Source organism: Microbacterium sp. Root61 (genome assembly GCF_001427525.1).
Lineage (GTDB): Bacteria > Actinomycetota > Actinomycetes > Actinomycetales > Microbacteriaceae > Microbacterium.
On record NZ_LMGU01000001.1, the window covers coordinates 876276 to 896037 of the forward strand.

At 68.7% G+C, this 19762-nt stretch carries 17 protein-coding genes; 6 read left to right on the forward strand and 11 right to left on the reverse strand.

Features of this window, described 5'->3' with window-relative positions; translation table 11 throughout:
* Positions 1–9 precede the first annotated feature (9 nt).
* Both ASD65_RS04300 and ASD65_RS18685 read right to left on the reverse strand, forming a co-directional pair.
* Entirely contained in the window at positions 10–1578 is a 1569-nt protein-coding gene (locus ASD65_RS04300) for a hypothetical protein (protein ID WP_056218988.1), read from the reverse strand.
* A complete protein-coding gene (locus ASD65_RS18685) occupies positions 1554–3197 on the reverse strand; it encodes an ABC transporter ATP-binding protein (protein ID WP_235566601.1) in 1644 nt (547 codons plus the stop codon). The genes ASD65_RS04300 and ASD65_RS18685 overlap by 25 nt, the downstream gene beginning before the upstream one ends.
* A gap of 197 nt (positions 3198–3394) precedes the next feature.
* On the opposite strand from ASD65_RS18685, the gene ASD65_RS04310 reads away from it, so the two are divergent.
* The 5 genes from ASD65_RS04310 (at position 3395) to ASD65_RS04330 (ending at position 8532) form a co-directional block, all read left to right on the forward strand.
* Positions 3395–4087, forward strand: a complete 693-nt coding sequence (locus ASD65_RS04310; RefSeq protein ID WP_056218990.1) for a phosphocholine cytidylyltransferase family protein — start codon at positions 3395–3397, stop codon at positions 4085–4087.
* Positions 4088–4138: 51 nt separating this feature from the next.
* The gene (locus ASD65_RS04315; protein WP_056218993.1) at positions 4139–5143 is read left to right on the forward strand and encodes a hypothetical protein; all 1005 of its coding nucleotides are present in this window, start codon (positions 4139–4141) and stop codon (positions 5141–5143) included.
* Positions 5144–5231: 88 nt separating this feature from the next.
* Entirely contained in the window at positions 5232–6959 is a 1728-nt protein-coding gene (locus ASD65_RS04320) for a S8 family peptidase (RefSeq protein WP_056218994.1), read from the forward strand.
* A 19-nt stretch (positions 6960–6978) separates the two neighbouring features.
* On the forward strand, positions 6979–8250 hold the full coding sequence (locus tag ASD65_RS04325; RefSeq protein WP_056218997.1) for a hypothetical protein: 1272 nt from the start codon (positions 6979–6981) through the stop codon (positions 8248–8250).
* Positions 8251–8298: 48 nt separating this feature from the next.
* Positions 8299–8532, forward strand: a complete 234-nt coding sequence (locus ASD65_RS04330) for a hypothetical protein (protein ID WP_056219000.1) — start codon at positions 8299–8301, stop codon at positions 8530–8532.
* Here the strand turns inward: ASD65_RS04330 and ASD65_RS04335 are convergent.
* From ASD65_RS04335 to ASD65_RS04375, 9 genes are all read right to left on the reverse strand, one after another.
* Positions 8521–9258 carry a dienelactone hydrolase family protein gene (locus ASD65_RS04335; protein ID WP_056219003.1) on the reverse strand — a complete coding sequence of 246 codons (738 nt, stop codon included), beginning with the start codon at positions 9256–9258 and terminating at the stop codon, positions 8521–8523. The genes ASD65_RS04330 and ASD65_RS04335 overlap by 12 nt on opposite strands.
* 49 nt (positions 9259–9307) lie before the next feature.
* Positions 9308–10849 carry a CoA-acylating methylmalonate-semialdehyde dehydrogenase gene (locus tag ASD65_RS04340; RefSeq protein WP_056219006.1) on the reverse strand — a complete coding sequence of 514 codons (1542 nt, stop codon included), beginning with the start codon at positions 10847–10849 and terminating at the stop codon, positions 9308–9310.
* Positions 10850–11030: 181 nt separating this feature from the next.
* A complete protein-coding gene (locus tag ASD65_RS04345; protein ID WP_056219009.1) occupies positions 11031–12185 on the reverse strand; it encodes an ABC transporter substrate-binding protein in 1155 nt (384 codons plus the stop codon).
* A 67-nt stretch (positions 12186–12252) separates the two neighbouring features.
* On the reverse strand, positions 12253–13053 hold the full coding sequence (locus ASD65_RS04350; RefSeq protein WP_056219012.1) for an ABC transporter permease: 801 nt from the start codon (positions 13051–13053) through the stop codon (positions 12253–12255).
* Positions 13053–13877 (reverse strand): ABC transporter ATP-binding protein, encoded by an 825-nt coding sequence (locus ASD65_RS04355; protein WP_056219014.1) that lies wholly within the window; start codon positions 13875–13877, stop codon positions 13053–13055. Before ASD65_RS04355 ends, ASD65_RS04350 begins: the two co-directional genes overlap by 1 nt.
* Positions 13874–14812: an ABC transporter permease gene (locus tag ASD65_RS04360; RefSeq protein ID WP_442922433.1), complete on the reverse strand. Its 939-nt coding sequence runs from the start codon at positions 14810–14812 to the stop codon at positions 13874–13876. The genes ASD65_RS04355 and ASD65_RS04360 overlap by 4 nt, the downstream gene beginning before the upstream one ends.
* On the reverse strand, positions 14809–15825 hold the full coding sequence (locus ASD65_RS04365; protein WP_056219017.1) for a TIGR03842 family LLM class F420-dependent oxidoreductase: 1017 nt from the start codon (positions 15823–15825) through the stop codon (positions 14809–14811). The genes ASD65_RS04360 and ASD65_RS04365 overlap by 4 nt, the downstream gene beginning before the upstream one ends.
* Before the next feature lie 10 nt (positions 15826–15835).
* Complete coding sequence (hydA, locus tag ASD65_RS04370) at positions 15836–17272, reverse strand: dihydropyrimidinase (protein WP_056219020.1); 1437 nt, start codon at positions 17270–17272, stop codon at positions 15836–15838.
* 17 nt (positions 17273–17289) lie between these two features.
* Positions 17290–18138, reverse strand: coding sequence for a nitrilase-related carbon-nitrogen hydrolase (locus ASD65_RS04375; RefSeq protein ID WP_056219023.1), 849 nt, complete (start codon positions 18136–18138; stop codon positions 17290–17292).
* A gap of 246 nt (positions 18139–18384) precedes the next feature.
* Between ASD65_RS04375 and ASD65_RS04380 the strand changes: the two genes are divergently transcribed.
* On the forward strand, positions 18385–19761 hold the full coding sequence (locus ASD65_RS04380; RefSeq protein ID WP_056224451.1) for a maltokinase N-terminal cap-like domain-containing protein: 1377 nt from the start codon (positions 18385–18387) through the stop codon (positions 19759–19761).
* The last annotated feature ends 1 nt before the right edge of the window (position 19762 follow it).

Genomic DNA, 19762 nt, shown 5'->3' on the forward strand with positions numbered 1-19762 from the left:
CCCCACGGCTCACGTGGACTCGGCGAACTCCATCAGACGCCCACCGCGGCGCTCGAACGCCAGCGATCCGATCGCGACGCCGACCACGAGCACGGTCACGCCGATCGCGATCCCGCCCCACAGTGCGGCAGTCGCGTACTGGACATCGCTGGTCAGCGCGAGCCATCCCCACCACAGGGCCGGCGTGCTCAATGCGATGGCTCCGAGAAGGACGACGCCCTGGGCGATCGCTCCTGCCGAACCGGTGCGCTGCGGCTGCTGGAACGGGCTGTCACCGGGCCGGGCGACGGCGTACGGTGCGACCGCCGACGAGATGCTCGACAGGCCCAGTCCGGAGAGGAACAGCGCGGCGCATACGCCGACCATCGCCGGCAGGAGCGCCCAGCGGCCCTGGATGGCGATGACGACAGGGATCGCGATGGCCAGGACCGGGACGGCCATGAGCAGCACCGGGATGAGTCGGCCCACCCGGTCGGACACGCCCCGCACGCCACTGGCGATGTGCATCCAGACGGCGGTCGAGTCGAACGCCAAGTCGTTGTGGGGGAGCCAGCCGAAGAACACCGCGGCGATCGGCACCGGCACGAGCACCGCATACTCGATCGGAACTCCGGCCACGACCAAGGGAACGATCGTGATCAGCGCGGCGATCGGCACGACGACGCTGTTCACGACGTAGCGCCGGTCGCGCATCCAATAGACGAGGCTGCGAGCTGCCACTCCACCGCCAGGCGTGCCGGGCGCGACGGCGAACCAGCCGAGACCCCCGCGTTCGCGGACGGATGCCGGGCGCTCCGTCGTCGTGAGAAGGCGATGCACGAGCCAGGTCCAGAGCAGGCCGAGCAGGACGACGGTCGCGACCGCGATCAGCAGCGACGTCCACGCCGATCCGGCGCCCTGATCCACCCGGGCGGGGAACGCCCACGCGGCGCCGAAGGGAGTCAGCGCCAACGCGGTCACGGCTTCGCCGAGCTGCGTCGGCACCGATCCGCGCCACTCCAGCGAGGCGAGGAAGACGCCGACCGGGACCACCACGACGAGCACGGCCAGCGCGAAGACGCCCGTCAGCTCGCGGGAGCGGCGCTCGGACAGGAAGGAGGCCGTCACGGCCATGCCGACACGGGCGAAGAGCGCGCACGTGAAGACCGCGAGGAGCACACTGCACGCCCCGATGACCCAGGGAACGCCATGGGCGGCCCACACGATCACGAGGCAGACCCCGAGCGCGATGAGCGCGAAGATCGGCACGCTGATCAGGCCTGCGAGTGCCAGGACACCGGCCAGCGGGCGCGGTGCCAGCCCGAACACCGCGAACCGGCGGGGATCCAGCGGATCAGACGTGCCGGCCATGAGCGGAGCCAGCGCGAACCCGAGTGTGACAGCGGAACCGCCCAGCACGGTGACGGCCAGCGCGACGTCGGAATCGGCATCCCGCAGCGTCAGCAGTCCCCAGCACGCGGCAGCGGTCGCGGCGGCGAGCAGCACCAGTCCGACCACGACCCGCGTCACATGCGACGGATCACCGCGGAAGGTTCCGATCAGCAGCGCCGCCCTCAGTCGGAGAACGTGTGCAGCCACTCCAGGCCCTCCACGTCGCTCAGACCACCGGCGAGTTCGATGAACCGCTGCTCCAGCGTCAGCTCACCACGAACCTCGGCGATGGTGCCCTCGGCCAGCACCTGGCCGGCGACGATCACGGCGACACGCGAGCAGACCCGCTCGACGAGGTCCATGCCGTGACTGGAAAGGATGACGGTTCCACCGTGCTCGACGTAGGTGCCGAGGATGTCGAGGATGATCGCGCTGGAGACCGGATCCACTGCTTCGAACGGCTCGTCCAGCACCAGCAGGCGCGGAGAGTGGATCATCGCTCCGGCGAGCATGACCTTCTTGGCCATGCCGGCGGAGTAGTCGGAGACGACGCGACCGAGCGCATCGGTGAGGTCGAAGGCACGGGCCAGATCGTTGGTGCGACTCTCCACGACAGCGGGCGGCAGCTTGCGCAGGATGCCGTAGTAATAGAGGAGCTGTCGTCCCGTGAGCCGGTCGAACGTGCGCAGGCGGTCGGGCAGGACGCCCATCACCCGCTTGGCACCGACGGGGTCGGTTCCGGCATCCACGCCGTTGACGACGATCGACCCCCGGTCGGGCCGGAGCAGTCCGGCGATCATCGACAGCGTGGTGGTCTTGCCGGCGCCGTTCGGTCCGACGAGTCCGTAGAACGTGCCGGCCGGGATCGTCAGGTCGATGCCGTCGACCGCGCGCGTCTCACCGAACGACTTCGTGAGTCCCCGAACGACGAGGACGGATGCTGCGGGCGCGGGCACGGAGGCACCCACCGGGGCATCGTCCAGGGCCGCCACGAGGGCCGCCGTTGCGGCATCGTCGAGGTGCGACTCGTGCGCCACCGGTTCGGTCTCGACCACTTCTTCCGTGTCGAGGGCAGCATCCGCGACAGTCTCAATAACGAGAGCGTCCTCAAGCTCAAGCTCGAGCTCGGGCTCGACTTCGGTTTCCGTGTCAGCCTCGAGCTCTACCTCTACTTCTACTTCTACTTCTAGTTCCGGCTCTGCCTCGACTTCGGGCTCTGCCTCGAGTTCGGACTCCGGCTCAGCATCCGACTCTGCCTCGACTTCGGGCAGGACCGCGACTTCAGCTTCCAGATCTTCGACGGTCCCAGCCTCAAGCTCAGCCTCGTCTTCAGGCTCGCGCTCAGGCGCGGCCTCAGCCTCGACCGCCGGTTCAGGCTCGACCTCGAGTTCAGGCTCGACCTCTATCTCAGCCTCGGTGGCGACCTCGACCTCCGCAATGGCTGCCGCCTCGACATCCGGGGAATCGACGACCGCCTCCTCCGCCTGCTCGGCGGCGGCCGCGGCGACACCGGCGGGCAACGGCGGCTTCGGCGGGATGACCACGTCGGCCGCGATCACATCGATCGGCAGGGGCGGGGGCGGACCCGGGTCGATGACCGCCGCCGGACGAGACTTCGCGCCGGCCTTGGGCTTGCGCGGACGCGGGGGCTTGCGTGGGCGCGGAGGCACGGCATCCGCCGTCTCACGAGCGACGGCAGCCTCCTCTGCGGGCACACGAGGTTTGGGGGGCAGCTTGACGATAGGCGCATCCCCCCGGGCATTCGCATCCGTCCGATCCGGGTGTTCCGGATAGGACTCCTGCGGAACCGGCAGAGAGGCTGTCACTCAGCCAACCTATCAAGCACGACACGGAGACCCCGGGAACATTGCGGCAGTTACTCAGGATTCGCGCTTTGTCACGAAACGACAACGGAGACCCGTCATTCTGCGCCTTCTCAGGGGGAATAGTTACCATGGAACAGGCACGAGGAAGTGTCATGTCGGTGAACCGACCGTGACAATTCGTACTCCAGGAGCAGATCTTGACCCTTCAGACCGTAATCCTCGCAGCCGGCATGGGCTCGCGGCTAGGCCGCAGCCTGCCCAAGCCGCTGACCGAGCTCAGTGACGGCCGCAGCATCATGCAGCAGCAGCACGACAACATCCGTGCCGCGTTCGGTGACGCCGCCCGCATCACGACGGTCGTCGGCTACCGCGCCGAGACCATCGTCGAGGCCTTCCCCGAGGTCGACTACGTCTACAACGAGCGGTACGACCAGACCAACACGTCCAAGAGCCTGCTGCGCGCCCTCGGCCGTTCCGGCAAGGGCGGCGTGCTGTGGATGAACGGCGACGTCGTCTTCGACCCCCGCGTTCTCGGCCGCGCGATCGAGCTGATCCAGCGCGACCAGTCCTTCGTCTCCGTCAACACCTCCAAGGTCAGCGACGAAGAGGTCAAGTACACCGTCACGCCCGAAGGCTTCATCAAGGAGCTGTCCAAGACCGTCAAGGGCGGCATCGGCGAAGCTGTCGGCATCAACTACATCTCCAGCGCAGACAAGCGGGCCTTCGTGCGTCAGCTCACGCGCGTCGATGACCAGGATTACTTCGAGCGAGGCCTCGAGCTCGCGATCGCCGAGGACGGCCTGCTCGTGGAGCCGATGGACATCTCCGACCTGTACGCCGTCGAGGTGGACTTCGCCGAAGACCTCGAGCGGGCCAACCAGTTCGTCTGACACGCCTGACCCCCAGGCGTCGTTCAGCGAGCCGCGCTTAGGATCGGCGTGATGGCCGAGAAGGTTCACCGCATCCACTCGCTCCCCGGCGATTCGCCGTGGACGGGTGGGATGCCGCCCACGGGCTCCGACGAGCACCCCCGCGTCATCCGCGCCCTCGACAAGGTGCTCGCAATCCAGCGGCCCGTCGTCGTCGCGCATCTGCGCAGCATCCGCCTGCGTCATCCGAACGCCACCACGACAGACATCGTGCGCATGCTGGAGCGTCGCTACCTCGCCGCCGTCACGACCGGCGGCGCTGCGGTCGGCGCCACCGCCGTCGTCCCGGGCATCGGCACCGGCGTCACGCTGGCGCTGAGCGGCGTGGAGACAGTCGGCTTCCTGGAGGCCACCACGCTGTTCGCGCAGTCCGTCGCCGAGGTCCACGGCATCCCGGTCGAGAACCCCGACCGCGCGCGGGCGCTCGTGCTGACCATGATGCTCGGCAAGGAGGGCACCGACCTCGTGGCCCAGCTCGCCGGGCAGGCCACCGGCAAGGCGCCGACCCGCGACCGCTACTGGGGCGAGCTGATCACAAAGACGCTCCCCCGCGCCGCCGTCGGCCCGCTGGTCGACCGCCTCAAGACCGCGTTCATCCACCAGTTCGCCGCCAAGGGCAGCGCCTCCTTCATCGGCAAGGCGCTCCCGTTCGGCATCGGCGCAGTCGTCGGCGGTGCCGGCAACAACATCCTGGGACGCCGCGTCCTCGTCGGCTCGCGGCGGGCGTTCGGAATGCCGCCCGTGCAGCTGCCCGCCGAACTCGAACCGCGGCCCGGCGCCTCGACGCTGGAGCGCGCGGCCGGCACCGGCATCGTCCGTGCCGGCAGCGCGGTCGTCGGCGGTATCACGAAGGGCGTCGCCTCCGTCGGGCACGCCGGTCGCCGCGTCGGCGGCGCACTGACCTCACGACGCGGGTCGTCCCGTGCGGCCGGGCCTGCCGTCGAGGGTCAGGATGCGGCGCCCGCCGTCGAGGGTCAGGATGCGGCGCCCGCCGTCGAGGACCCCGCCGCACACTGACCGCGCGCTTGCGGACGCCATGACACCGTTGGTGACATAGACGCAGCTGCGGCGGTACTCTCACCGCGGGGAGAGAAACCGAGGGGACGTGTCGCCGACGGAGAACGACCGCGAACTGCCGCGCGAGTTTCGCGCGATCGAATCGGAGCCGGAACTCGCACCGGACCCGGCCAAGCCCGCGCCGCAGGGCGAGAAGCCGGCGAAGCGCTCTCCTGCGGGCGGAGCGCCACCCGCCGACGCGGAGGCGTCGTCTCCGGAGACACCGACCCCGAGTACGACTCCGGATGCCGCAGCCCGCACCCAGCCCGCATTCACCCTCCCCGATATGCCGACCACGGTGTCGTTGGTCACCGACTCCGTCATCACGCGTCCGCTGGCCGAGCGCATGTCCTCCGCCGAGGACGGCGAGCTGATCGGGGTCGTGATCGAGCTGCGGACCGACAGCGGGCTGCCGCTGGATGCCGTCGTCGCCGAACTGCAAGCCCTCGTGCACGTCGCCACGCGCGGACGCGGAACCCCGGGCGATGCATGGCGTGTCGGCAGCTACGTGATGGCGGCGATGAGCCGCAGCGAGATCCTCGCCCTCGTCCGCGTGGACGCGGACAAGGGCGGCCGCGTCCGAGGCGGGCGGCAGGAGTCCAAGACCGCCCCGCGCAGCCTGATCAACCGGATCTGGCCGAACTTCGAGGTGCGCGCCACCATCCATCGGTCGGTCATCACCGTGAAGGCGGACGCCGCCGTGCGCTCGTTCGATGCGACCGGAGACGGCATCGTGTGGGCCGTACTGGACACCGGGCTGCATGCCGAGCACGCGCACTTCGCGACGTACGCCACGCTCGACCTGCCCGGCGCGCTCGTCCCCCGCAGTTTCGTCGCGGGCGCCTCTGACGCCGAAGCGCTTCGTGATCCGAACGGCCACGGCACGCACGTGGCCGGGATCATCGCGGGCGGCCAGGTGGCTCCGTCGAAGGCGAAGCCCATCTGCGCGGCCACCTGGTACCGCACGGCCGAGGGCGACACCGGTGTGCAGCGCGTGGAGCTGGAGCGCATCAGCGGCATGGCGCCGCGCGCGAAGATCCTCTCGCTCAAAGTGCTGCGCGATGACCGCACCGGTGACCTCGCCTCCCTGCTGGCGGCGCTGGAGTACATCCAGGAACTCAACCGCGGGGGCCGGGACCTCGCCGTGCACGGGGTGAATCTCTCGTTGGGCTACCCGTTCGACCCGTCCTGGTTCGCGACGGGCTTGTCGCCCGTGTGCCGCGAGGTGGACCGGCTCGTCGCCGACGGCGTGTGCGTCGTCGTGTCGGCGGGCAACACCGGGTACGGCGCAGCGCGAGACTCGGCCGGACGCGAGATGCGGCTGGGCTTCGGCATGACCATCAATGACCCGGGCAACGCGGCCCGGGCGATCACGGTGGGCTCGACCTCGATCAAGCCGTACTCCACCGGCATTTCGTACTTCTCCTCCAAGGGGCCGACCGGCGATGGCCGCCTCAAGCCCGATCTGGTCGCGCCGGGTGAACGTGTGGTGAGCGCCGGTGCGGGCGAACTGTTGGAGAAGGCGCGCGCCGGAGTTCCGGTGAAGCGCGGGCAGAAGGCGACCGACATCACGTACGTCGAGGACTCCGGCACCTCGATGTCGGCACCGCATGTATCAGGAGTGGCCGCCGCCTTCCTCTCCGTACACAGGGAGTTCGTCGGTAAGCCCGACGACCTCAAGCGCATCCTGATGGACACGGCCAGCGATCTCGGACGAGAGCGCAGCTTCCAGGGCCGGGGTCTGATCGACGCGATGCGGGCGATCCAGAGCGTGTAACCGTCGAGAGGGTGGAGCCATGAAGCTGCCGTACGCCGAGGTCGAGTTCGACAAGAAGGGCGTCCTCGTTCATCCCGAACAGGTCGCGGATGCGGCATCCCTCATCCGCTCCGAAGATGCCACCGACGTGATCGTGCTGACCCATGGCTGGAACAACACGTTCGGCCAGGCGCGCGATCTCTACGAGCGGCTGATCGACTCGGTCGCGGCCGTGCGCGGCAAGGTCGCCGGGGCCGGTGCCCGGCGCGTGGTCGTGATCGGCGTGCTGTGGCCGTCGATCCAGTGGGCGGACGACGCGGAGTCGGGGGCCGGCGCAGGCGTGGAGGACGACGTCGCCGCTCTGCAGGCGCAGATCCGGGAACGGGTGCTGGATCCGACGATCGCGAACAAGCTCATCGCCCTGGTGCCGAAGCTCGACGGTTCCGCCGATGCTCAGCGCGAGTTCCTGGCGCTGCTGCGCCAGACGCTCCCCCGCACGACGAAGGGCGAGGACAAGGCGGCCTTCGACGTTCTCAAGGAGGGCAGCGTCGATGACGTGCTGAGTGCGGCGAAGGGCAGCGATGCGGACGACCCGGCAGCGGCCGTCCAGGGCGGTGCCGCCTCGATCGACCCCGCCGGTCTCCCGCCGCTCGAAGACGGCGGAGCCGCCGGATTCCTCGACGGGATCATCGGCGCGGCGCGCAATCTACTGAACATCACGACCTACTACACGATGAAGGAGCGCGCGGGAGTAGTCGGCGAGAAGGGCATCGCCGCCCTGCTCGATCGGCTGCACACCGCAGCGCCCACCGCCCGGCTGCATCTGGTCGGGCACTCCTTCGGCGGCCGCGCGGTCACGGCCGCGGCCCTGGCCACAGCGGCGCCCGTGTCATCGATGTCGCTGCTGCAGGCGGCGTACAGCCACTTCGGAATGTCGCAGGACTGGGACGGCGCCAAGGACGGCATCTTCGTCAAGGTTCCCGCGAAGATGAACGGCCCGATCCTGGTCACGTTCACGCAGAACGACAGGGCGGTGGGCGTCGCGTATCCGATCGCCTCGCGCCTCGCCCACCAGATCGGTGTCGGCCTCGGCGACGAGAAGGATCCGTATGGCGGGATCGGACGCAACGGCGCATTGAAGACACCCGCATCCCTCCCTGCGGCGAAGCTCCTGGAGGTCGGCGGAAAGTACGCGTTCCAGCGCGGGCGCGTCTCCAACCTCAATGCGGATGCCTTCATCACCGGCCATTCCGACATCGCGGGCCGACAGGTGGGCTACGCCGTCCTGTCCGCCGTCGTCGCGGGCGGCTGATCCGGCGGGTTCTGCGCCGAAGTGACGGCACGGGCGCACAATAGGGACATGGGATTGTTCCAATCACGCCCCGAAGAGCCGACCGAGTGGGCAGGGCTGCCGTCCGAACCGCTGCCGCCGCGATCGGCCGCGGAGGCGCTCTCCGACGGCATGCCGTCGCTGGACCTGTTCGCGGCGACCGCGGTCGAGTCGATCGTCATCCCGGTGGCGCCGCAGATCGAGATCGTCGAGGCCGCAAGCATCCCGGCGGACGGTGACGACGGCCCGGAGTCAGCCGGCTAGCTTCTCGTCGAGGAAGTCGAGCACTCGCTCCACGCCCTCCTGCTGCCGATCGATGGTCAGCACGGAATGACCGGGACCGTCGAACTCCACCGCGAGGAAGCGGTCGCCGAGTTCGCGAGCCAGCGTGTCGAAGCGCGTACCCGTGGCAGGATCGTCGCGGTAGCGCAGCCCCAGCACCTCGCACGGTGACCCGCGCACGACCTGCAGGTCGGTGGGGCTCAGTCCCAGGTCGGCACCTCGCGCGGTGCGTCCACGACGGAACCCCACCGCCGCCGGGAGCGACGGCTCGGCGAGCACCGGGGCGATGACCGGGGCGTCGGCCATCATCGCCAACGCGAATCCGCCGGTGAAGCACATACCGACCACGCCGATGCCCGGCCCACCGACCTCGCCATGCAGATCGCGGGCGAGCGCGCGCAACCAGCCCGCGATCGGGCTGGTCTTGCCACGGGCGAACACGGAGAACTCCCGCCGCACGCAGAACTGCCACAGATCGCCCACGACATTGCCGACGGAGAATCCCGCGCCCGGACGACCGAACAGCCGGGGCAAAAGCACGGTGTGACCGCGCGCGACGATCTCCTCTGCGAACGCGACCAGCGTGGGCTCGATGCCGGGGATCTCGTGGATGACGATGACGCCGGGTCCGGTACCCAGGCGCCAGACGTCGCGCGTCCGCCCATCCGCGGTGAACTCTTCGTGCGTCCATCCGGCCAGTGCATCCATCCGCTCATCGTGGCAGATGCGTGCTCGTTCGTGGGATCGTTTCCCCGTCCTACTCGTGCTGCGGGAAGCCCAGATTCAATCCGCCGTGCGACGGATCGAGCCAGCGGGAGGTCACGGCCTTCTCCTGGGTGAAGAACTCGAATCCGTGCGCGCCGTATGCCTTCGAGACGCCGAACAGCGAATCCTTCCACCCGCCGAACGAGTGATACGCCACGGGCACCGGGATCGGCACATTGATGCCGACCATGCCGACCTGCACCTCGCGTTGGAACCGTCGTGCGGCGCCCCCGTCGTTCGTGAAGATCGCGGTGCCGTTGCCGTACGGGCTGGCGTTGATGATGCCCAGGCCGTCTTCGTAGCCCTCCACGCGCACGATCGACAGCACGGGGCCGAATATCTCGTCGCGGTAGACGGCGGACGAGGTCGGCACGGCGTCGATCAACGTGGGGCCGAGCCAGAACCCGGCCGGGTCACCGTCGAACTCGTCGTCGCGGCCGTCGACCACGACCGTCGCGCCGTCCTCCGTGGCCCGGTCGATGTAGCCGGCCACCTTGTCGCGGTGCACGCCGGTGATGAGCGGACCCATGTCGGACCCGCGCGTACCGTCTCCGGTGCGCAGGGTCGACATCCGCTGCTTCACCTTCTCGATGAGCTGGTCGGCGACCGAATCGACCGCGAGGACGACCGAGATCGCCATGCAGCGCTCGCCGGCGGAGCCGAACCCCGCGTTCACGGCAGCATCCGCCGCGAGTTCGAGATCGGCATCCGGGAGCACCAGCATGTGGTTCTTCGCCCCGCCGAGCGCCTGGACGCGCTTGCCGTGGGCGCTCGCCGTCTCGAAGATGTACTTCGCGATCGGGGTCGAGCCGACGAAGGAGATCGCCCGCACGTCGGGGTGCACGAGCAACGCATCGACGGCCTCCTTGTCGCCGTGGACGACGTTCAGCACGCCGTCCGGAAGGCCGGCCTCCTGCATCCGGGCAGCGAGCCAGTTCGACGCCGACGGATCCTTCTCGCTCGGCTTGAGCACCACGGCATTGCCCGCGGCGATCGCGACGGGGAAGAACCACAGCGGCACCATGGCCGGGAAGTTGAACGGGCTGATGATCCCGACCACGCCGAGGGGCTGCCGCAGCGAATACACGTCGACGCCGGTCGACACGTTCTCCGAGTACGCGCCCTTCGTGATCGTCGCCATGCCGCAGGCGAGCTCGACGACCTCGATGCCGCGCGCGATCTCTCCAAGGGCATCCGCCGTCACCTTGCCGTGCTCGGATGTGAGGATCGCGGCCAGTTCGTCCTTGCGCGCGTTGACCAGCTCGCGGAACGCGAACATCACGGTCTGCCGCTTGGCGATCGAGGCGTCCCGCCATCCGACCGCCGCAGCGTGGGCGTTCGCGACCGCGACATCCACGTCAGCGCGCGACGCCAGGCGGACGTTCTTCTGCACGATGCCGCGCGCGGGGTCGTACACGGGCGCGGTCCGTGCGGACTCCCCCGCCCAGGTCGTGCCCCCGACCCAGTGCTCGATCGTCGGGACCGGTACGGGCGCGCCTTCGCTGCCGGGTCGGGTGGTCGTGGTGTCGGTCATGATGACTCCTTCCGGGGCGTCGGCGCCTCCGATCGTCCCTCGGCGAAAACTGCGGCCGAGCCGGTCTGTGCCGCGGGCCTCGGCCAACGGCGCCAGGATACGCCCGACCTCGTCTCGGTGGCGAGAATTATCAGCGAGATCGCGGGCGGGCGTCCTGCGACGACCACCCGCGATGCATCCGCTACTGGCCGCCCTCGGTGAGGGTGACCTCGATCGGTGTGAAGCTCTCCCCCGTCAGGTCGAGCCCGGAGTCGGCGAGTTCGTCGAGCGCCTTCTGGATCCATTCGTTGGAGAACGCCGTCGCGGGCGGCTCCTCGGTGATGAGGTGAGCCCCGGTCTCGTTGACCGCAGCGAGAGCCCCTTCGACCGTCTTGGTCCAGGCTGCTTCATCGATGATGCCGATGCCGTCGGGCGACGGCCAGATCAGCTTGTTCGTCTCGTTCACCATCCACAGCTCGTGGCTGGGGCCCCAGCCGGAGCCGGCCGCGATGGTGATGTCCGACGCCTCCTGCGGGTTCTCCGCCGCGTAGACCCAGCCCTTGATGACGGCCTTGAGGAACTTGACAGTGGTGTCCTGGTAGTCCTGGTCGTCGGCGAGGCGAGCCGTGTCGGCCCAGATGGCGTCCTGCAGCATGGCGCCCTCGGTGTCCTCGTAGCTGATGACGTTGAAGTCCTCCGGCTGGTACAGCTCACCCGTGTCCGGGTTCGTCGTCTCCAGCAGCTGCGCGTACTCGTTGTAGGTCATCGCCTGTGCCGCGTCGATGTCGCCCTGCAGGAAGGCGTTCATGTTGAAGTCCTGCGTGATGATCTGCACCGTGCTGGCGTCGAGTCCTTCCGCGGCCATCGCCGCGAAGATCTCCCACTCGTTGCCGAAGCCCCACGATCCGATCTTCTTCCCCTCGAAGTCGGCCACCGAGGTGATCCCCGAATCGGCCCAGGACACCTGGAGAGTGCCGGAGCGCTGGAAGATCTGCGCGATGTCGGTGAGGTTCGCTCCCGCCTCGATCGAGCCGAGCACCTTCGGCACCCACGCGATCGCATAGTCGACGTCGCCGTTGGCCAACGCGTCCTGCGGCACGATGTCGCCGCCGGACGGGATGATCTCGACGTCCAGTCCCTCCTCCTCGAAGAAGCCCTGATCCACGGCGGCGAAGTAGCCGGCGAACTGGCCCTGCGGCAACCACTGCAGCTGCAGCTTCACCGATGTGAGCTCGCCCTCGGGCGCGGCGCTGTCCGATGCGCCTCCGCTGGATCCACCCGAACAGGCGGTCATGACGAGTGCGCCCACGAGGGTGAGCGCTCCGGCCGCCAGGAGGCGACGTGTGCTGTGTCTCATGTCAATTCCTTTCATCTGGTGGTGCAGGTGACCTCGGCCTCTGGTGAGCGCGAGGACGCGAAGGGCTTCAGGTGCCGCGGCGCCTCGTGGCGAGCCGCTCGAGCAGCAGGGTGACGACGTAGAAGAGCAGGCCGAGCAGGATGGCGGCGAAGACGTACGCCCAGGCGCGGGCGTAGGCACTGGTGGCCGCCGAGGTGGAGATCATGCCGCCCAGTCCGCCGCGCGGCCCGCCGAAGTACTCCGCCACGAGGGCTGAGATGACGGCGAGCGACGACGCGATACGGATCCCAGTGAAGACGAACGGCACCGCGGTCGGCAGTGTGACGGTCCGGAGGATCTGACCGCCGTCGGCCGCGTAGGCCCGCATCAGATCGCGGTGCACGGGGATCACCTGCCGGAAGCCGCGCAGGGTATTGAGGAACACGGGCACGAACGACGCGAGCGCGGCGATCGCCTGCCGACCGAACTGACTGTCGGCGCCGAACATCGAGTTCAACACGGGTGCCAGTGCGACGATCGGGATCACGGCCAGGCTCGCCACGACGGGAGCGCTCATCAGGTCGAGCACGCTCCAGCGTGAGGCGAGGGCCGCGAGGAGGATGCCGAGGATCGACCCCACGACGAGGCCGATGAGGGCATTCGTTCCCGTGATGAGGGTCGCCGAGAGGATCGCCGGCCAGAACTGCACGAACTGCTCCGCGATCGCGGCGGGGCTCGGCAGGAGGTAGTCGCTGACCCCGACGACGCTCACCAGGAACTGCCACGCGCCCAGCACGAGGATTCCCACCACGACCGGTGCGAGGATGCGCAGCCACGTATCGCTGCGGGCCGACGCCGGTGCGCGGGTGGAGACGGATGCCGTGGCCATCAGCGGGTCTCCACCCCCTTGGCGGTCGGGGTCCCCTGGTGGAGGGCCTCACGGACCGCGGTGACCATCTCGAAGAAGGACGTGTCCTCGCGCAGGTCCTCCGTGCGAGCCTCGGTGGCCTGCAGCGCCATCGGCAGGATCTGCTGGATCCTCCCCGGACGCGGCGACATCACGACGACGCGATCGGAGAGGAACACCGCCTCCGGGATCGAGTGCGTGACGAAGACCACGGCTGCCCCCGTCTCCGCACAGATCCGCACGAGCTCCGTCTGCATCCGCTCGCGGGTCATCTCATCGAGCGCGCCGAACGGCTCGTCCATCAGCAGCAGGCTCGGGCTCTCGGCGAGCGCACGGGCGATCGCGACCCGCTGCTGCATCCCGCCCGACAGCTGGTCGGGGTAGCGGTCGGCGAAGTCGGACAGCCCGACCATCTCGAGCAATTGGGCCACGCGCGCGCGGCGGGACCCGGCATCCGTCCGGTGCACTTCCAGGGGGAGCGAGACGTTGCCCGACACGGTGCGCCACGGGAGCAGACCCGCTTGCTGGAACGCGATGCCGTAGTCCTGGTCACGACGTGCGCGATCGGCCGTCTTGCCGAACACCCGGATGTCGCCCTCAGTGGGCTGATCGAGGTCGGCGATCAGCCGCATGAGAGTCGACTTGCCGCAGCCGGACGGCCCGATCAACGAGACGAACTCGCCGGCCGCGACGGTCAGGTCGATCCCCTGCAGGGCGTGCACCTGGCCGCTCCGGGTCTCGAACGTCTTGTCGACCCCCACTACTTCGACCGCGGCAGTTCCGGGCGTTGCCTCACTCGCGCTCACGCGCTGACCTCCACACGTCGGTAGTTCTTGAGGATGACGCCGAGCAGCGCCACCGACCCTGCGGCGACCAGGCCCAGCACGATCGCCCCGAAGATGGGGCCCCACGCCTTGGCCGGATCACCGGACGCCTGGCCGGCGTATTGGATCAGGATGCGGCCGATTCCGCCCTGCAGGCCGGTCGAGACCTCGGCCACAACCGCGCCGACCACGGCATTGGCGGCACCGAGCCGCAGGGCCGGGATCAGGTAGGGCACGGCCGCGGGGAACCTCAGCCGTGTCAGTGTGGACCAATAGCCGGCCGCGTAGGTGTGCATCAGCTCGGTGTGGATCCGATCGGGCGACTGCAGCCCCTTCAGCGCGCCGACCGCGATCGGGAAGAACGCGAGATAGCTGGCGATCAACGCCACGCTCATCCAGTCCTGCCACTCGAACGCACCGATCTGCACGCGGGAGCCCCAGCTCTTCACGATGGGCGCGAAGGCGATGAGCGGCACCGTCTGGCTGAGCACGATCCACGGCAGCAGCCCCCACTCCGCGAGGCGCCACCGCTGCATCACGATCGCCAGGCCGATCCCGACCACGACCCCGACGAGCCAGCCGACAGCGGCGATCCCGAGGGTGAGCAGCGCGGACAGCGCGACCTCCTGCCAGAGCGGCCGAGCACCCGGGGCGCTGGTCACCGGCGCGAGGAATCGTGCCGCCATGTCCCACACATGCGGCATCGCGAGATCGGTCGTCCGGGGAAGCACTCGAAGTCCGCCGATCAGCACGCCGTCGGCGGGCGCGAGCAGCTTGTACAGCTCCCAGACCACGACGACGACGAGCAGCCCGACCGCGCCCCACAGCCACTTCAGTCCGCCGCGGCCGGAACGCGCCGTCCTGCGCGGCGCCCCGGGCGGTGCCGCGATCGTCGCGGTGTCGAAGGATGACGTCACGACTTCGCCGTCAGATGCTCGGCGAGCGCCGGGATCACCGTCTCCCCGTAGACGCGGAGGGTCTCCTCCTTGTTGTCGTGCTGGAGGTAGCCGGCGAATTGGTCGACGCCGAGCTCCTTCAACTGCTGCAGCTTGGCGATGTGCTCCTCCGCCGTGCCGAGCAGGCAGAACCTGTCGATGATCTCGTCCGGCACGAACTGGGTGTGCGTGTTGCCGGAGCGCCCGTGCTCGTTGTAGTCGTAGTCCTGCCGGCCCTTGATGTAGTCGGTGAGGGCGTCCGGCACGGCGCCGTGCTCGCCGTACTTCGCAACGATGTCGGCGACGTGGTTGCCCACCATGCCGCCGAACCAGCGGCATTGATCGCGCATGTGCGCACGATCCTCGCCGATGTAGAACGGCGCGGCCACGCAGATCTTCACGCTCGCGGGGTCGCGGCCGGCCTTCTCCGCGGCATCCCGCACCGTCGTGATCATCCAGCGCGCGATGTCGATGTCGGCGAGCTGGAGGATGAATCCGTCGCCCACCTCCCCCGCCAGCTTCAGCGCGAGGGGACCGTAGGCCGCGACCCACACCTCGAGGCTGCTGCCGACGGACCAGGGGAAGCGCAGGGTGGCGCCGTTGTACTCCACCTCCCGCGAGTTGCCGAGCTCCCGGATCACGTGGATCGACTCGCGCAGTTCCTTCAGCGTCGTCGGCTTGCCGTTCGTGACCCGCACGGCCGAGTCGCCCCGTCCGATCCCGACGACCGTGCGATTGCCGTACATCTCGTTGAGTGTCGCGAACACCGAGGCTGTGACCGTCCAGTCCCGGGTGGCGGGGTTGGTCACGAACGGACCCACCGTCACTTTGCGGGTCTCGGCGAGGATCTGGCTGTAGATGACGTACGGCTCCTGCCAGAGCAGGTGCGAGTCGAACGTCCACACGTGGGAGAACCCGTGCTGTTCGGCGAGCTTGGCCAGCGCGATCGTACGCGAGGCCGGTGGATTGGTCTGAAGGACGGCTCCGAAGTCCATGGTGGTCCTCCTAGATCAGGTACTGGCTCAGACCGCGGCGAAGGTACTTCCCGTGGCCGGCGGCCCCCAGGTACTGGTTGTCGTCGACGATGACCCGCCCGCGCGAGACGACGGTGTCCACGTGACCGTCGATCTCGAAGCCCTCCCAGGCCGAGTGGTCCATGTTCATGTGGTGCGTCTTGCCGTACCCGATCGAGGTGTGTCCGTTCGGGTCGTAGATCACGATGTCGGCGTCTGCGCCGGGCGCGATGACCCCCTTCGTGCCGTACAGGCCGAACATGCGGGCCGGGGTGGTGCTGGTCAGCTCGACCCAGCGCTCCAGGGTGATCTCTCCGGTGACCACGCCCTGGTACATGAGGTCCATCCGGTGCTCGACCGACCCGATGCCGTTCGGGATCTTGCGGAAGTCGCCGAGACCGAGCTCCTTCTGGTCCTTCATGCAGAAGGGGCAGTGGTCGGTGGAGACCATCTGCAGGTCGTTGGTCCGCAGCGCCTGCCACATCGACTTCTGGTGACCCTCCTCGTGGGAGCGCAGCGGTGTCGAGCAGACCCACTTCGCCCCTTCGAAGCGTCCCCATTCGGGGCTGCTCGCGCCGAGCTGCTCCTCCAGCGACAGGTACAGGTACTGCGGGCAGGTCTCGCCGAACGCGTTCTGGCCCTTGTCGCGCGCCGCCGCCAGCTGCTCGACGGCCTGCTTCGCGCTCACGTGCACCACGTAGAGCGGTGCACCGGTGAGGTTGGCCAGCATGATGGCGCGGTGGGTCGCCTCCTCCTCCATCTGCCAGGCCCTGGCGATGCCGTGGAAGTACGGATCGCTCTTGCCCTCGGCATACAGCTGCTCGGCGAGCACGTCGATGACCGGGCCGTTCTCGGCGTGCATCATCGTCAGCATGCCCGTGGCGCGGGAGACCTGCATCGCCTTCAGCACCTGCGCATCATCGGAGTAGAACACCCCCGGATACGCCATGAACAGCTTGAAGCTCGTGATGCCCTCGTCGATCAGCCCCGGCATCGCGGCCAGAGCATCGGCATCCACTCCCCCGATGATCTGGTGGAAGCCATAGTCGATGGCGCAGTTGCCCGCCGCTTTCGCATGCCACGCCGCGAGCCCGTCCTGGATGCGCTCGCCGTACTTCTGGACGGCGAAGTCGATGATCGTCGTCGTTCCGCCCCATGCCGCCGCTCGGGTGCCGGTCTCGAACGTGTCCGACGCGGCGGTGCCCCCGAAGGGCAGCTCCATGTGGGTGTGCGCGTCGATGCCGCCCGGGATGACGTATTTGCCGCTCGCGTTGATGACGGTGTCGACGGATGCGGCCAGGTCGGTGCCGAGCAATTGCGAGCCGGGCTCGAGTACCGCCACGATGCGCTCGCCGTCGATGAGGACATCGGCCGCGCCGCGGCCGGTCGCGCTGACGACCGTGCCGCCTGTGATGAGTGTGGTTGCCATCGGATGCTCCTTTCGACCTACGGCTTCGGAATCGACGTGTAGGAATCCGGCCGACGGTCGCGATAGAACTGCCAGTCGTCGCGCATCTGCTGCACCATGTCCATGTCGAGATCGCGGATGAGGATCTCCTCCTCTGTGCCCGATCCGCGCTCGCCCACGAAGTTGCCGCGGGGATCGATCACCTGGCTGGTGCCGTAGAAGTCGACGGCGAGATCGCCGTATTCGTTGTCCTCGCGCCCGACGCGGTTGGGCTGGAGCACGAAGTAGCCGTTCGCGACGGCGGCGCACGGCCCCTCGACCTCCCAGAGGCGATTCGAGAGGCCGGGCTTGGTCGCGTTGGGGTTGAAGACGATGTGCGCGCCGTTCAAGCCGAGCTCGCGCCATCCTTCGGGGAAGTGACGGTCGTAGCAGATGTACATGCCGATCTTGCCGACGGACGTGTCGAAGACGGGGTAGCCGAGGTTGCCGGGGCGGAAGTAGAACTTCTCCCAGAAGCGGTCGAGGTGCGGCAGGTGGTGCTTGCGGTACTTGCCGAGGATGGTGCCGTCGGCCTCGACGATCACGGACGTGTTGTAGTAGACGCCGGTGATGTCCTCCTCGTAGATCGGGAGGATCATCACCATCTCCAGCTCCTTGGCGAGCGCCGCGAAGCGCTGCACGATGGGGCCGTCGGCCTGTTCCGCGTACCGGTAGTACTTCTTGTCCTCGGTGATGCCGAAGTACGGCCCGTAGAAGAGCTCCTGGAAGCAGATGACCTGTGCTCCCTGTCGCTTCGCCTCGCGGGCGAACTCCTCGTGCTTGTCGAGCATGGATGCCTTGTCGCCGGTCCATGTCGTCTGCGTGATGGCTGCTCGTACGATCGCCATTGTCGCCTCCCTCGTGTCGTCCGCTCTGTCATTGTTCGGTGATGACATTTCGCGGCTGTTTCGCCGGTCTTTCGATCGTGCTCCGCCTTCATCCGCATCGATGAAGCCGCCTTCGCGCACGGTCTCATCCGGGACGAATGCCCTGAACGTACACCGCGCACCATCACGCGCACCATGGTCAACACGTTCCTGGAAGCGCTTGCAGAAGTCCTCGACAGCGACCCCCCGCAGCAATACCCTCCATACATGGACAGCACGCTGGCGTGCCTCGCCGCATGGATGCCACGACAGCGCTGGTATTCCGCCAAGGGGCGCACGCCGCACCTGCGCTTCGTCGCCTCGTGGGATCTCACCGAGCCCACCGCGGAGGTCCGGGTGCGCACGCTGCTCGTCTCCGATGAGGGGTCGCTGCCCGCCGTGCTCTACCAAGTGCCTCTGGTGGCCCGTGCCACCGCGAGCGTGACAGCCGAGGCGGCGCAGGTGATCGGCAGTCCGGAACCCGGGACGACGCTGATCGACGGCCCGACCGACCCGGCATACACCGAGGCGCTGCTCCGACTGATCACGAGCGGCGGACGGGCACGCGGCGTGCGCACCGTCGCGGTCGGGTGGCCCGCGTCATCCGCTCCGGAGACGGGGGCCGAGCACACCGCGCACGTCATCACCGGAGAGCAGTCGAACACCTCCATCGTCTACCTGCCGGCCGGGGCGACCGTCCCGGTCATCTGCAAGGTGTTCCGGCAGATCCAGCCCGGCCTCAATCCCGACATCGAACTGCAGAGCGCCCTCGCCGCCGCGGGCTCCCCGTACGTGCCGCGCTCGATCGGCTCCGTCGAGGGGCAGTGGCCCGACCTCACGACGGCGGCAGGGTCCGTCAGCGGTTCGCTCGCGTTCGCCCAGGAGTTCCTGCCCGCCGTCGAAGACGCGTGGCGCCTCGCCCTGCGCGCGGCCGACGTCGGCGAGGACTTCTCAGCCCCCGCACACGCGATCGGTGTCGCAGCCGCCGAGGTGCACGTCGACCTCGCACGACTGTTCCCCACGCGCGCCACCGTGCGCAGCGACCAGGAAGCCACCGCCACCGCCTGGCGGCGACGGCTGTCCACCGCGATCGCGGAAGTCCCGGCGCTCGCCGAGCACCGTGAGGCGATCTCCGCCGCCTACGACCGCGCGCTGTCCATCGAGTGGCCCGCACTCCAGCGCATCCACGGCGACCTGCACCTCGGGCAGGTGATCCACGTGCCCGACCGCGGATGGGTGCTCGTGGACTTCGAGGGCGAGCCGATGCGCCCGATGCCCGAGCGCGTACGGCCGGAGCTGGCGCTGCGGGACGTTGCGGGGATGCTGCGATCCTTCGACTACGTCGCGGGCTCGATCCGACTGCACCAGCCCGACGACGCCGTCGAGTCGGCGGCGGAATGGTCACGCACGGCGCGCGCGGCGTTCCTGGACGGCTACGCCGAGCGCTCCGGGGTGCATCTCGGGCCCGTGGCTGCGCTCCTGGAGGCGCTCGAGTTGGAGAAGGCCGTGTACGAGGCGATCTACGAGGCCCGCAACCGTCCCACGTGGGTGTCGATCCCGTTGGGTGCGATCGAACGGCTGCTGACGCGCCACGTCCGGCGCTGAG